The sequence below is a fragment of the Microbacterium protaetiae genome, assembly GCF_004135285.1.
Lineage (GTDB): Bacteria > Actinomycetota > Actinomycetes > Actinomycetales > Microbacteriaceae > Microbacterium > Microbacterium protaetiae.
Window position 1 is genome coordinate 611,846 of sequence record NZ_CP035494.1, and the last position, 12,860, is coordinate 624,705.

Annotated in this window: 13 protein-coding genes; 3 read left to right on the forward strand and 10 right to left on the reverse strand. The window is 70.5% G+C overall.

Going from position 1 to position 12,860, the window contains the following annotated elements; all coding sequences use genetic code 11:
- The 7 genes from ET475_RS02675 to ET475_RS02705 all read right to left on the reverse strand — a co-directional run bounded on the left by ET475_RS02675 (position 1) and on the right by ET475_RS02705 (position 5,262).
- Entirely contained in the window at positions 1 to 459 is a 459-nt protein-coding gene (locus tag ET475_RS02675) for a hypothetical protein (protein ID WP_129385765.1), read from the reverse strand.
- The gene (tsaD, locus tag ET475_RS02680) at positions 456 to 1,541 is read right to left on the reverse strand and encodes a tRNA (adenosine(37)-N6)-threonylcarbamoyltransferase complex transferase subunit TsaD (RefSeq protein WP_129385767.1); all 1,086 of its coding nucleotides are present in this window, start codon (positions 1,539 to 1,541) and stop codon (positions 456 to 458) included. The genes ET475_RS02675 and tsaD overlap by 4 nt, the downstream gene beginning before the upstream one ends.
- A complete protein-coding gene (rimI, locus tag ET475_RS02685) occupies positions 1,538 to 2,221 on the reverse strand; it encodes a ribosomal protein S18-alanine N-acetyltransferase (RefSeq protein ID WP_242497741.1) in 684 nt (227 codons plus the stop codon). The genes tsaD and rimI overlap by 4 nt, the downstream gene beginning before the upstream one ends.
- The gene (tsaB, locus tag ET475_RS02690) at positions 2,218 to 2,961 is read right to left on the reverse strand and encodes a tRNA (adenosine(37)-N6)-threonylcarbamoyltransferase complex dimerization subunit type 1 TsaB (RefSeq protein ID WP_129385769.1); all 744 of its coding nucleotides are present in this window, start codon (positions 2,959 to 2,961) and stop codon (positions 2,218 to 2,220) included. Before tsaB ends, rimI begins: the two co-directional genes overlap by 4 nt.
- A gap of 156 nt (positions 2,962 to 3,117) precedes the next feature.
- Positions 3,118 to 3,624, reverse strand: a complete 507-nt coding sequence (gene tsaE / locus ET475_RS02695; RefSeq protein WP_129385771.1) for a tRNA (adenosine(37)-N6)-threonylcarbamoyltransferase complex ATPase subunit type 1 TsaE — start codon at positions 3,622 to 3,624, stop codon at positions 3,118 to 3,120.
- Between the two features lie 118 nt (positions 3,625 to 3,742).
- Positions 3,743 to 4,867 carry an alanine racemase gene (alr, locus tag ET475_RS02700; RefSeq protein ID WP_129385773.1) on the reverse strand — a complete coding sequence of 375 codons (1,125 nt, stop codon included), beginning with the start codon at positions 4,865 to 4,867 and terminating at the stop codon, positions 3,743 to 3,745.
- On the reverse strand, positions 4,864 to 5,262 hold the full coding sequence (locus tag ET475_RS02705) for a holo-ACP synthase (RefSeq protein WP_129385775.1): 399 nt from the start codon (positions 5,260 to 5,262) through the stop codon (positions 4,864 to 4,866). The genes alr and ET475_RS02705 overlap by 4 nt, the downstream gene beginning before the upstream one ends.
- Before the next feature lie 143 nt (positions 5,263 to 5,405).
- On the opposite strand from ET475_RS02705, the gene ET475_RS02710 reads away from it, so the two are divergent.
- Positions 5,406 to 6,017 (forward strand): bifunctional 4-hydroxy-2-oxoglutarate aldolase/2-dehydro-3-deoxy-phosphogluconate aldolase, encoded by a 612-nt coding sequence (locus ET475_RS02710; protein ID WP_129385777.1) that lies wholly within the window; start codon positions 5,406 to 5,408, stop codon positions 6,015 to 6,017.
- 342 nt (positions 6,018 to 6,359) lie between these two features.
- Here the strand turns inward: ET475_RS02710 and glmS are convergent, their stop codons facing one another.
- Together glmS and coaA are read right to left on the reverse strand one after the other, a co-directional pair.
- On the reverse strand, positions 6,360 to 8,213 hold the full coding sequence (gene glmS / locus ET475_RS02715) for a glutamine--fructose-6-phosphate transaminase (isomerizing) (protein WP_129385779.1): 1,854 nt from the start codon (positions 8,211 to 8,213) through the stop codon (positions 6,360 to 6,362).
- Positions 8,214 to 8,294: 81 nt separating this feature from the next.
- Positions 8,295 to 9,239 (reverse strand): type I pantothenate kinase, encoded by a 945-nt coding sequence (gene coaA, locus ET475_RS02720; RefSeq protein ID WP_129385781.1) that lies wholly within the window; start codon positions 9,237 to 9,239, stop codon positions 8,295 to 8,297.
- 165 nt (positions 9,240 to 9,404) lie between these two features.
- On the opposite strand from coaA, the gene ET475_RS02725 reads away from it, so the two are divergent.
- The gene (locus ET475_RS02725) at positions 9,405 to 9,725 is read left to right on the forward strand and encodes a hypothetical protein (RefSeq protein ID WP_129385783.1); all 321 of its coding nucleotides are present in this window, start codon (positions 9,405 to 9,407) and stop codon (positions 9,723 to 9,725) included.
- A gap of 233 nt (positions 9,726 to 9,958) precedes the next feature.
- Positions 9,959 to 10,903, forward strand: a complete 945-nt coding sequence (locus ET475_RS02730; protein WP_129385785.1) for a Ppx/GppA phosphatase family protein — start codon at positions 9,959 to 9,961, stop codon at positions 10,901 to 10,903.
- Positions 10,904 to 11,490: 587 nt separating this feature from the next.
- Here ET475_RS02730 and glmM read toward each other — a convergent pair.
- Entirely contained in the window at positions 11,491 to 12,852 is a 1,362-nt protein-coding gene (glmM, locus tag ET475_RS02735; protein ID WP_129385787.1) for a phosphoglucosamine mutase, read from the reverse strand.
- Positions 12,853 to 12,860: the final 8 nt, after the last annotated feature.

Here is a 12,860-nt window from a genome sequence, read left to right on the forward strand (position 1 = left end):
TCAGCTGACCAGGTGCTGCTGGTGCGCAAGCCACAGCAGCCATCCGGCGCTGTACAGCACCGACAGAATGCTCAGCGCCAGCGCCCAGCCGGCGACGACCCGGCTGTCCCACGGGCGGCGCAGCGCGACAATCGACACGATGGCCGCGGCGAGTCCGAGCGGGAACGTCCAGCCGACGAAGAACGACGCACCCAGGGCCATGACGGCAAGACCCAGCGCCCAGCCGCTCATTCCGTGCCGCACCCGGACCGGCGCCACCCACTCGGCGTCGGGCAGCGGGGGAAGGTCTTCGCTGGGGCCGACATCGGTCGCCGGCAGGTTGACGGGGGCGGTCGGCAGCCGCTGGAACCCGCCCTTGTGGGCACCGGGAAGTGCCGCATCACCCATACCGAGTTCGATCTCGGGCGACGCCGGCGAGGTCTCGATGTGCGGGGCTGCCTGTTCCTTCTCGTCGCTCATCGCTGTGCCACCTGAATCTGCGTGACCGGCAGGGTCGAGTCGGCGCCGAACGCGAGAGTGGACGGCTCGCGTCCCGAAGCGATCAGCTGCGCGGCAAGTGCGGCGATCATCGCTCCGTTGTCAGTGCACAGCGACAGCGGCGGGATGCGCACCGTCACTCCGGCGTCCGCGGCGCGCGCAAGCGCGACATCCCGCAGTCGTCGGTTGGCGATGACCCCGCCTCCCAAAAGCAGCCGGGGCACATCGTGCCGCGCACAGGCGTCGAGGGCCTTGGTCACCAGCACATCGACGACCGCCTCGCGGAAGCTCGCTGCCACATCCCCGGTCGGCACTGCCTCGCCGGCCGCTTCGCGCTGTTCGATCCAGCGTGCGACGGCCGTCTTCAGCCCCGAGAACGAGAAGTCGTAGCGGTGGCGATCGAGGTCAGAGGCCCGCGACAGCCCGCGCGGAAAGCGGATGGCCTGCGGATCACCGGATGCCGCCGCACGGTCGATCTCGGGGCCGCCGGGGTAGGGCAGCCCGAGAATGCGGGCGACCTTGTCGAAGGCTTCGCCGGCTGCGTCGTCCATCGTCTCGCCGAGCAGTTCGACGTCGGTGGTCACATCGCGCACGAGCAGCAGCGAGGTGTGCCCACCCGAGACGAGCAGCGCGACGGTCGGATACTCCAGGGGCCCCGCTTCGGTGTCGAGGATGTCGGCGGCGATGTGCCCGACGAGGTGGTTCACGGCATACAGCGGCTTCTCGAGCGAGACGGCGAGCGCCTTGGCGGCCCCGACGCCGACCATGAGGGCTCCGGCAAGGCCTGGGCCGCTGGTCACGGCCACCGCGTCGAGATCGCTCAGCGGCAGCGGGCCGGGCAGCCCGAGGTTCGCACCGGCCTCGGCCAGCGCCGCCTCGATCGAGGGCTGCAGCGCCTCGAGGTGCGCACGCGCGGCGACCTCGGGGATCACCCCGCCGTAGCGCGCGTGCTGCTCCATGCTGCTGGCGATGGTGTTTGAAAGCAGCGTGCGGCCGCGCACGATGCCGATGCCGGTCTCGTCACAGCTGGTCTCGATGCCCAGAACAAGCGGTTCGCGGGTCATTGCGCCGATCCTTCCGGCCGTGCGGCGTTCCGTTCCGGCCGTTCGGCGTTCCGTTCCGGACGTGCGGCGTTCAGGTCCGGCCGTGCGGCGTTCAGAACTCCTCGAGTTTCGGCCCGCACGGCCGATTCCGACCTGTTTTCGGCCGTCTGCGTCGATTCTGGCTGAGTTTTGAACGCCGGGGCGACGTCACTTCGGCGCAAGTCGGCCTGCATCACGATGGCATCGACGTCGTCGGGCTGGTAATACCGCGGCCGGCGGCCGACCTCGTGAAAGCCTTCCGAGACATACAGCGCCTGCGCGACCGGGTTGTCGGCGCGCACCTCGAGGAACAGGTCGCGCACCCCGCGGCGATATGCCTCGGCGATCAGCTCGAGAAGCAGCATCCGTCCCCAGCCGTTGCCTCGGGATGCCGCCGCCACCGCTATCGTCTGCACGTCGCCGTCACGCGAGCCGGCCACCGCGCGCAGGCCTGCGTAGCCGACGAGGGCGCCATCGTGCTCGAGCACGAGGTAGCGACCGTGCGGTGAGACGAGTTCGTCGCGCATGGTGCGCACGCCCCAGGCGTCGGTGGGAAACGATGCGCGCTCGAGCGCCATGATCGCGTCGAGGTCGTCGAGTGTCGCGGTGCGCAGTGTGACGGGCACGGCCGCCTCGTTCTTCGGCGCGTCCGCCCCGCTCACAGGCCGACCTTCTTGCGTGGGGCCGGCACTGCCACATCGGGTGAGCGCAGATAGAGAGCGTCGTGCGGGCCGATCTCGCGCCCCGCGGCCAGCGCCCGTGCGGCGGCGAGCGCGAGAATCGCGCCCGACACGGCGTGGGCGCCACGCCGCTCGGCGCCGGCGTCGGCGAGCACGGCGTCGATTTCGTCGCGGTGTGCCAGGGCCGGACCGCTCGTGCGCACCGGAAGCCCGTCGTCGTCGATGCCGTCGTAGACGGAGTACGCATACTCGCGGCGGCGCGCGTCGGTGACGATCGCGAACCGCACGGGCGCGGCATCCGTCAGCGCATCGTGCAGCAGGTGCTCGAGCGCTATCGCGTCGTGGCTGATGACCGGAACGACCGGGATGCCGCGGCCCAGCGCGAACGCGCGCGCGGCGGCGATGCCGATGCGCAGGCCGGTGAAGGGGCCCGGGCCCATGCCCGCGGCCACGTGCGAGATGCCCTCCCGGTGGGAAATTCCATATGGAATTTGCGAGACCACATCATTTTGCCGGCGGTTTGATGTGGGCTGGGCGGTTTGATGTGGGCTGGAGGCCCCGACGGGATGCTGCGACCCACCCGCCGTGACCTGCTGCAGCAGCGTGCCGATCACCTCGGCGTGGGCGAGCGGGTCGGGGCTGTCTGCCTGCGCGCAGACGACGCCGTCATCCTCGATGACGGCCACGGTGGTGCCGAGCGAGGTGTCGATGCCGAGGATCACGCCTTCCAGCGTAATAGCGAGCGATCGACAACAGCCTGAGGGGCGGTGGCGGCGGCGCACGCCCGGCCTCACTCGGGCAGCGCGCCGGGCGTCGGCAGGCGCGGCCCCGGCCGACCTCACGCCCCGCGGCGCCGCCTCACGCCCCGCGGCGCCGCCTCACGCCCCGCGGCGTGACACCGTCACCACGCGCGGGTCGGGGGCATCCTGGTCTTCGGGGTCCCAGTCGGGCAGCGCGCACGCCGAGTCGGAGCCGTGCCCCCCGGTCGCGCGCTCGAGCTCGACCTCCCACCATCGCTCCCGCAGCCCTTCGGCCATCCCGCGTCCCCACTCGACGACCACGACCGAGCGGTCAACGTCGATGTCGAGGTCGTCCAGTTCGAGCGCCGAACCGAGCCGGTACGCATCGGCGTGCACGAGCGGCGCGCCGCCGACCAGCGATGGGTGCGTCCGCGCGATCACGAACGTCGGGCTCTGCACCGGCCCGCGCACACCCAGACCTTCGGCGATTCCCCGGGTCAGCGTGGTTTTTCCCGCTCCGAGCGGACCGGTCAGCACGACGAGGTCGCCGGCCCGCAGCATCCCGCCCATGCGGCGCCCGAGGTCTTCCATCTCGCTCGCCGAGGCGATCTCGTAGCGTCCGACCATGGCGTCCAGACCGGTCATCGCCTCTCCCCCACCCAAAACGCAGCCCATTCGTGCCCGCAGCGCCCGATAAGCGCCGAATACGGGCCGCAAGCGCACGGAAAGGCTGAGTTTTGAACGCCTCCGCGCCCGCACCCGCTCATGCCCCCGCCTCCCGCCGATGCACGCGCGGGCCGATGCGCGTCACGATCTCGTAATTGATGGTGGATGCCGCATCCGCCCACTCTTCGGCCCCGGGCACGCCCATACTAGGGTCGCCGAACAGCACGACCTCGTCGCCGACCTGCACCGGCGCATTGCCGACGTCGACCACGAACTGGTCCATCGCGATACGTCCCGACACGCGAAACCGCCGCCCTGTGATCACGACCGGGCCCGCCCCCGACGCCTGACGCGGCACGCCGTCGGCGTAGCCGGCCGGCACCAGCGCGAGGGTCGTCTCGCGGTCGGTGCGGTATGCGTATCCGTATGACACCCCGTGCCCGGCCGGCACCCGCCGCACCGCTGCCACCGCGGCGCGCACCGTCATCGCCGGGCGCAGCCCCAACTCGGCGGGGCTGCGATCGTCGAACGGCGAGAGCCCATAGATCCCCAGGCCGAGCCGCACACAGTCCAGCCGAGTCTCGGGCAGGTCGATCGCCGCCGCTGTGGCGGCGAGGTGCCGCAGTCGCGGAGCGAGTCCAGCGTGGGATGCCGCAGCCTGCGCCTCGTCGAACCGCGCCAGCGCCGCCCGGTCGTCGTCGGGCGACGCGTTGGAGAGATGGCTGAAAAGGCCCGTCACCCGCAACCGGCCGATGCGTTCGAGCCGGGCGGCCTCGGCGAACACGCGGCCGAACTCGGCGGGGGCTATCCCATTGCGTCCGAGCCCGGTCTCGACCTTCAGGTGCACGCCCACCGAGCGATCGGCGGATGCCGCGGCCGCGGCCTGCTGCAGCTGCTCCATGCTGGAGATCCCCAGCTCGATGCCGGAGGCGACCGCCTCATCGAACGAGGTTCCGGGCGCGTGCAGCCAGGCGAGAATCGGCGCATCGATACCGCCGCGGCGCAGCTGCAGCGCCTCGGTCAGGTCGGTGACGCCGAGCCGGGTGGCCCCGCCGGCCAGCGCGGCCGCCGCCGCGCGCACGGCCCCGTGCCCGTAGCCGTCGGCCTTGACCACCGCCATCACATCGACCCCGACCAGCGCGCGCAGGTGCCGCACATTCTCGGTGATGGCGCGCGTATCGATGATGGCCTCGCGCAGCACGCCGGGGGCGAGCCGACTCATGCGACGCCGCCTACGCTCCCGGCGGCATCCTCGCCCACCGATATGCCCGTCTCCGCGATGACGTACGCGATCGCCAGACCGGCATCGTGCGACATCGACAGGTGCAACGTCTCGATGCCCCGCGCCGCCACGACCTCGGCCGTCGAGCCGGTCAGCGAGAACCACGGCCTGCCCGATGCTTCCGGCACGATCTCGATCTCGGTCCAGTGCACGCCGTCCGACCCGCCGAGCGCCTTGATGAGGGCCTCTTTCGCGGCGTAACGCGCCGCGAGTGAGCGGGCCGCGAGCGGCCTTTCTGCAGGTGCGAACAGGCGCGGAAGCAGCCGCGGCGTGCGCGCGATGGTGCGCTCGAACCGCGGGATGTCGACCAGGTCGACGCCGATCCCGACGATCATCCGCACTCCCCTCGCGCCCTTCGACTTTAGCGTGCACGGGATCCCGCCCCGTGCCGCCATGATGGAAGGGAACCGAATGCGCGTCGGCGACAGCGGCGAGCGCGCCGCGCCCGGCGCCGGAGACACCCCAGCGAAAGGCCACCATGACCGACAACTCCTCGTTCAGCGAACTCTTCGGCGACGTGCGCCTCATGGCGATCCTGCGCGGCATGGGCGTCGAGCGCAGCCTCGCCGTCGCCACCACGGCGTGGGACCTCGGCATCACCGCCGTCGAGGTGCCGGTGCAGACCCCGGCCGACGTCGAGGCTCTCCGCGTCGTCGCCGAGGCTGCGGCATCCCGTGGTCTGCAGGTCGGCGCCGGAACCGTTGTCACCCCCGAGCACGTGCGGCAGGCGAAAGACGCCGGCGCCGCCTTCACCGTGAGCCCCGGGTTCGACGTCGAGATCGTGCGCGCCTCGCATGCGGCGGGCATGCCCGCGCTGCCCGGCGTCGCCACGCCCGGCGAGGTGCAGCAGGCTGTCAAAGAGGGGCTCAGCTGGCTGAAGGCGTTTCCCGCGTCGCTGTTGGGCACGGGATGGTTCGGCGCGATCCGCGGCCCATTCCCGCAGGTGACGTTCGTGGCCACCGGAGGAATGGATGCCGCATCCGCGCCGGCCTTCCTGCAGGCGGGCGTGCGGGTCGTCGCCGTCGGCTCGGCGCTCGAAGACCCGGCGCAACTGCCCGCGCTCGCGCAGCTGCTTGCCGCCCAGGGCTGACCCGCGCCGCGGGTCGCGGCGGCGCATCAGGCCGCCGGTCGCGGCGGCGAGCAACCCGGCTCAGACACCCGCGCGGGAGCGGCACCGCCCTGCCGCGCTGTCGCCGGATCGCGCCCGGCCCGCGCCCGGCCCGCGGCCGGCCCGCGCCCGGCCCGCGCCCGGCCCGCGGCATCCCGCGCCTGCACCTCGCCACCGCGTCTGCACCATGCCAGCGCGCCCGCCCACACCAATTTTCCCAGCCCACATCAAATTTCCGGAAAATTCATGTGGCCTGGGAAATTCCATATGGAATTTCCCGCCGAGCGACACCGACCCGCCCCGAAACACCCGGGGCCGACCGCGCTACTCGACCGTGACCGACTTGGCCAGGTTGCGGGGCTGGTCGACATCCAGGCCCTTGGCCTCGGCCAGGCCCATCGCGAAGATGTGCAGCGGCACGACGGCCAGCAGCGGCTCGAACAGGGGCCCGGCCAGCGGAATGCGCAGCACTTCGTCGGCGAACGGCAGCACCGCGGCATCGCCCTCTTCGGCGATCACGATGACGCGAGCGCCGCGCGCGCGGATCTCCTGGATGTTCGAGACCACCTTGTCATGCAGCAGCGGCGAGAACACCGGCGACGGCACGATGACGAACACCGGCTGCCCGGGCTCGATCAGGGCGATCGGGCCGTGCTTGAGCTCGCCGGCGGCGAAGCCCTCGGCATGGATGTACGAGATCTCCTTGAGCTTGAGCGCGCCCTCCAGCGCGATGGGGAACCCGACGTGCCGGCCCAGGAACAGCACCGAGCGGGTGTCGGCCATCCAACGCGCAAGCTGCGTGGTGCGCTCCTGCTCATGCGTCAGGATCCACGCGATCTTGTCGGCGACGCCCTCAAGCTCGGCGACGGCCTGCGCCGAATCGCCCTCCGAGAGCACCCCGCGCACCCGTCCGACATGCAAGGCCAGCAGGTACAGCGCGGTGATCTGCGCGACGAACGCCTTTGTCGAGGCGACGGCGACCTCGGGTCCGGCGTGCGTGTAGACGATGGCGTCGGACTCGCGCGGAATCGTCGCCCCCTGCGTGTTGCAGATCGACAGCGTCTTGGCACCGCGCTCGCGCGCGTACTTGACCGCCATGAGCGTGTCCATGGTCTCGCCCGACTGGCTGATCGAGACCACGAGCGTGCCCGAATCCAACACCGGGTCGCGGTAGCGGAACTCGTGCGCCAGCTCGACGTCGACCGGCACCCGCGCCCACTGCTCGAGCGCGTACTTGCCGACCTGACCGGCATAGGCGGCCGTGCCGCAGGCGATGACGAGAATGCGATGGATGCCGCGGAACAGGTCGTCGAGCCCATCGAGCTCGGGAATCACCACGGCGCCGTCGTGGATGCGGCCGCGCACCGTGTTGGCGACGGCATCGGGCTCTTCCGAGACCTCTTTGGCCATGAACGACGACCATCCGCCCTTCTCGGCGGCTGCGGCATCCCACGTCACGTCGAACGGCTCGACCTCGACCTCGTTGCCGTCGAAGTCGGTCACCTGCACAGCACCCGGCGTGATCGAGACGATCTGGTCCTGGCCGATAGCCAGGGCGTGGCGGGTGTGCTCGACGAAGGCGGCGACATCCGATCCGAGGAAGTTCTCACCCTCGCCCAGGCCGATCACCAGCGGCGAGTTGCGACGCGCGCCCACGACGAGTCCGGGGTGGTCTTCGTGCATGGCCAGCAGGGTGAAGGCGCCTTCGAGCCGGCGCACCGTCGCGCGGAAGGCTGCCTGAAGGTCATCGCCGTGTGCGTGGTACTCGCGGGCCAGCAGCACGGCGGCGACCTCGGTGTCGGTCTCGCTGAGGAAGGTGGCACCGTCTGCTTCGAGCTCGCCCTTGAGCGCGGCGAAGTTCTCGATGATGCCGTTGTGGATGACGGCGAGCTTGCCGCCGTCGGCAAGGTGCGGGTGGGCGTTCTGGTCGGTGGGTCCGCCGTGGGTCGCCCAGCGGGTGTGGCCGATGCCGGTGGTGCCGTCGGGCAGCGGCGTGCGCTTCAGGTCGTCGCGCAGCACACTGAGCTTGCCGGCGCGCTTGCGCATGCCCAGCGTGCCGTCGCCGTCGATGACGGCGATGCCGGCCGAGTCATAGCCGCGGTATTCGAGCCGCGCGAGCCCCGAGATGAGAATGCCCTCGCTGGGGCGCGGGCCGACGTATCCGACGATTCCACACATGGGGTCAATCGTACGGAGAGGTGATTGCTAGGGATCTGAACAAAGCGGTGGGATGCCGCAGCCCGCGGCATCCCACCCACGTCACAGCTTGCGCAGCTGCACGTATTCCACGGCGTGCTCGGGTCCCTTGCGCAGCACCAGCGAGGCACGGTGCCGCGTGGGCAGCACGTTCTCCTCGAGGTTGGGCAGGTTGATGTCGTTCCAGAATCCGAGCGCCCGCGCCTCGGCTTCGGCGTCGCTGATGCCGGCGAACACGTTGAAGAACGAGTTCGGGTTGCTGAAGGCCCCGTGCCGCAGGGCGAGGAACCGGTCGACGTACCAGCGCTCGATGTGCGCGGCATCCGCGTCGACATAGATCGAGAAGTCGAAAAGGTCGCTGACCGCGACGTCGTTCGGGGTGGGCGGTGGCTGCAGCACGTTGAGTCCCTCGACGATGAGCACGTCGGGGCGGCGGATCGTCACGTGCGCATCGGGCACGATGTCGTAGCGCACGTGCGAGTAGAACGGAGCCCGCACCTCGGGCGCCCCGCTCTTGACCTGGATGAGGAACTCGACGAGCGCCCGCCGGTCATACGACTCGGGAAAGCCCTTGCGGTGCATGAGACCGCGCCGCTCGAGCTCGTCGTTCGAGTAGAGAAATCCGTCGGTGGTGACAAGCTCGACCCGGGGCGTGTCCGACCACCGGCTCATGAGCTCGCGCAGCAGACGGGCGATCGTCGACTTGCCCACGGCGACCGATCCGGCCACTCCGACCACGAACGGGGTGGTGGAATCCCCCTGTTCTTGCAGGAACGTGTCGGTGGCACTGCCCAGTCGCTTCGTCGCGGTCGCATAGAGGCTGAGCAGGCGGCTCAGCGGAAGGTACACATCGCGCACCTCGGCCAGGTCGAGCCGGTCGCCGAGCCCGCGGATCTGCACGACCTCGGTCTCGGTCAGCGGTTGCGCCATCCCGGCAGCAAGGCGCGCCCAGTCGGCCCGGGCGATCTGGCGGTACAGCTCCGGCGCGGATGCGTCTTCAGTAGCCACCCGGCCATCGTATCGGGGTGGATGCCGCGGCCCGCCGCCGCTCCCGGGTTCCTGCACAGGCCCAGGTTCGGCGCCCTTGTCCACAGATTGCTCTTCTGGCACCGGATGTCCCGGCCCGCCATGGCATCGTGGATGCCATGGCGCGATAATCGAAGGGTGGACATCATGACCGAACCGCAGACGTGGGCCCTGCTGGGCATCTTCACCACGATCATGCTCGGCGGCATGACCCTCATGACCACTCTTCTCACGCGCACGTTCAACGCCGCCATCGGAGGCTTGCGCGGTGAGATGAATGCCCGCTTCGAAGCCGTCAACGCCAAGTTCGACGCGGTCAACGCCAAGTTCGATGCCAAGTTCGATGCCGTCGACGCCAAGTTCGACGCCGTCAACGCGCGCATCGACCACATGCAGCAGAAGATGGACACGCGATTCGAGACCCTCGACCGCGACATCGCCGCGCTCACCAAGCGCGTCATGGACTGAGCGCTGTACGGCTAGGTTGGCGAGGAAATCGCGCGCGTGAATGCGGTCTCACCCGCAGGCGGTGTCGACGGTCGCGATGCCGAGCGCCTGCCACGCGCGCACGTGGGCTACCGACGCTGGGCTGCCGCCCCGCCGCCGCGTACCGGCTGGCCAGGGACCCACCCCGCACCACCGCTGCATCGCGCACACACCCGCCCCTGACGCGCCACCCCGCACGTCGCTACGCTGTCACCGTGCGCCTCGGAGTCCTCGACATCGGTTCGAACACCGTCCATCTGCTGCTGGCAGACGTGCGCCCGGGTGGGCGCCCACTCGCCGAGACTCATGACCGCTCCATCGTGCGCCTCATGCGCTTTCTGACCTCCGAAGGCGCGATCAGCGACGAGGGCGTCGCCCAGCTCACCGACGCCGCGGCCCGCGCCCGAGCACTCATCGCCGAAGACCACGTCGACGAAGTCCTGGCCACAGCGACCTCAGCGCTGCGCGATGCGTCCAACGGCCCCGAGGTCATCGCCGAGATCGAGCGCACGCTCGGACACGACCTGCAGGTGCTCGACGGCGAGACCGAGGCCCGCTTCACGTTCTTGGCAGTGCGGCGCTGGTTCGGGTGGGCGTCGGGGCGCATCCAACTGTTCGACATCGGCGGCGGATCCCTCGAGCTCGCGGCCGGGGCCGACGAGCTCCCTGACATCGCAGCGTCCGTGCCGCTCGGCGCCGGCCGCATGACCGTCGCCTACCTGCCCGATGATCCCCCCGGCGACGTTGCCGTCGATGCACTGCGCGCGCATGCGCGCTCGGTCCTGGCGCCTGTCGCCGAGCAGTTCGCGTCTTTCCCCCGCCCCGATCACATCGTCGGGTCGTCGAAGGCGATCCGCTCGCTCGCCAAGCTCGCCGGATATCCCGCAGCGGGGTGGACGGGAAGCGAGCGGATGCTGCTGCCCCGCGCCGCTCTCGCATCGTGGATTCCGCGGCTCGCCCACATTCCGGCATCCGCCCGGCAAGAGCTGCCGGGCATCACGCCCGATCGTACGTTCCAGATCGTGGCCGCCGCGGTCGTGCTGCACACCGCGATGGAGATGATGGACGCCACCCAGCTCGAAGTCAGCCCCTGGGCCCTGCGCGAGGGTGTGCTGCTGCGCTACATCGAGTCGATGGCCTGGGACCACCTCGGCCGCTGAGCCGCGCCGCGCCTCTTCGGTCGCACCTCCCCCGGGCATGTCACGCAACCGGCGACCTCAGCCGCGGCGACCCGCACCTTCCGTGACACGCCTCAGGCCGCGGGTGCGCACCGGGCGTCTACGGTCACACACCGCCAGGGCATGTCACACAACCGGCGACCTCACCGCCGACAACCCGCACCTTCTGTGACACGCCCCCGGCCGCAGGTGTGCCCGGGCGCCTTCGGTCACACACCACCACGGCATGTCACACAACCGGTGACCTCACCGCCGACAACCCGCACATTCTGTGACACACCCCCGCGCCGCGTCACACAACCGGCGACCTCAACCACCGGCAACCCGCACATTCTGTGACACGCGCGACCGACACACCCCTGAGCCCGCAGGTGCGCGCCGCGCGTCTACGGTCACACACCGCCAGGCATGTCACACTACCGGCGACCTCAGCCGCGGCAACCCGCACCTTCTGTGACACGCCCCCGCGGCGCGTCACACAACCGGCGACCTCAGCCGCGGCAACCCACACTTTCTGTGACACGCGCGACCGACACAGCCCCGCCGACACGCGCCAGCGCCCGAACCCCCTACGCCGACAGCGCCAGGTGCTCGCGCACGACGTCGGCGAGACGTCCGGCGATCTGCGACGCGATGTCGGCATCGGCCGCCTCGACCATCACCCGCACGAGCTGCTCGGTGCCTGATGCGCGCAGAAGCACGCGTCCGGTCGCGCCGAGCTTGGTCTCGGCCTCCACGACAGCCGCGGCGACAAGCGGATGCCCGACCTGCGTCCGGTCGACACCGGTCACGTTGACCAGCACCTGCGGATACACCGTCATCACAGAAGCCAACGACGACAACGGCTGGCCCGTTTCGGCCATGCGCGCGAGCAGATGCAGTCCGGTCAGCAGCCCGTCGCCGGTGGTGGCGTACTTGCTCATGATGACGTGCCCCGACTGCTCCCCGCCCAGCGAGAAACCGCCCTCGTTCATACGCTCGAGCACATAGCGGTCGCCCACGGCCGTCTGCTCGACATGGATGCCCTGCTCAGCCATCGCGCGATGCAGACCGAGATTGCTCATCACGGTGGCCACCAGCGTGCCCGCTGCCAGCTGGCCGCGCTCCTTCATGGCCACGGCCAGGATGGCCATGATCTGGTCGCCGTCGACGATGTTGCCCGCGGCATCCACAGCCAGACACCGGTCGGCGTCGCCGTCGTGCGCGATGCCCACGTCGGCACCCAGCCGCACGACCTCGAGGGCGAGCTTGTCGATGTGCGTGGAACCGACACCGTCGTTGATGTTTATCCCGTCGGGGTCGGCCCCGATCACGGTGACCTGTGCGCCGGCATCGCGGAACACCTCGGGCGAGACGCCCGCGGCCGCGCCGTGCGCGCAGTCGAGCACCACGTGGATGCCGTCGAGACGGTGCGGCAGTGACTGCAGCAGGTGCACGACGTACCGGTCTTCGGCGTCGGCGAAGCGGCGAATGCGTCCGACGTCGGCGCCGGTCGGCTGCAGCTTGGGCCGGCTCATGGCCGCCTCGATGCGCTGCTCGACGATGTCGGGCAGCTTGCGTCCGCCGCGCGCGAAGATCTTGATGCCGTTGTCGGGCGCGGGGTTGTGCGAGGCCGAGACCATCACGCCGAAGTCGGCGTCGATCGAGCCGATCAGGTAGGCCGCGGCGGGCGTGGGGATGACCCCCGCGTCGAGCACGTCGACTCCGGATGCCGCGAGCCCGGCCGAGACCGCGGCCGAGAGAAACTCGCCCGACACGCGCGGGTCGCGCGCGACGACGGCGGTGAGTCGCTTGCCGGCGGCGCGTCGCGCCTCGGCAGTACGACCCTGGCCCAGAACGACCGCGGTCGCCTGGGCCAGGGTGAGCGCCAATTCGGCGGTGAGGGGGCCGTTTGCCAGCCCCCGCACGCCATCGGTGCCGAAGAGAGCCATGGGCCCGA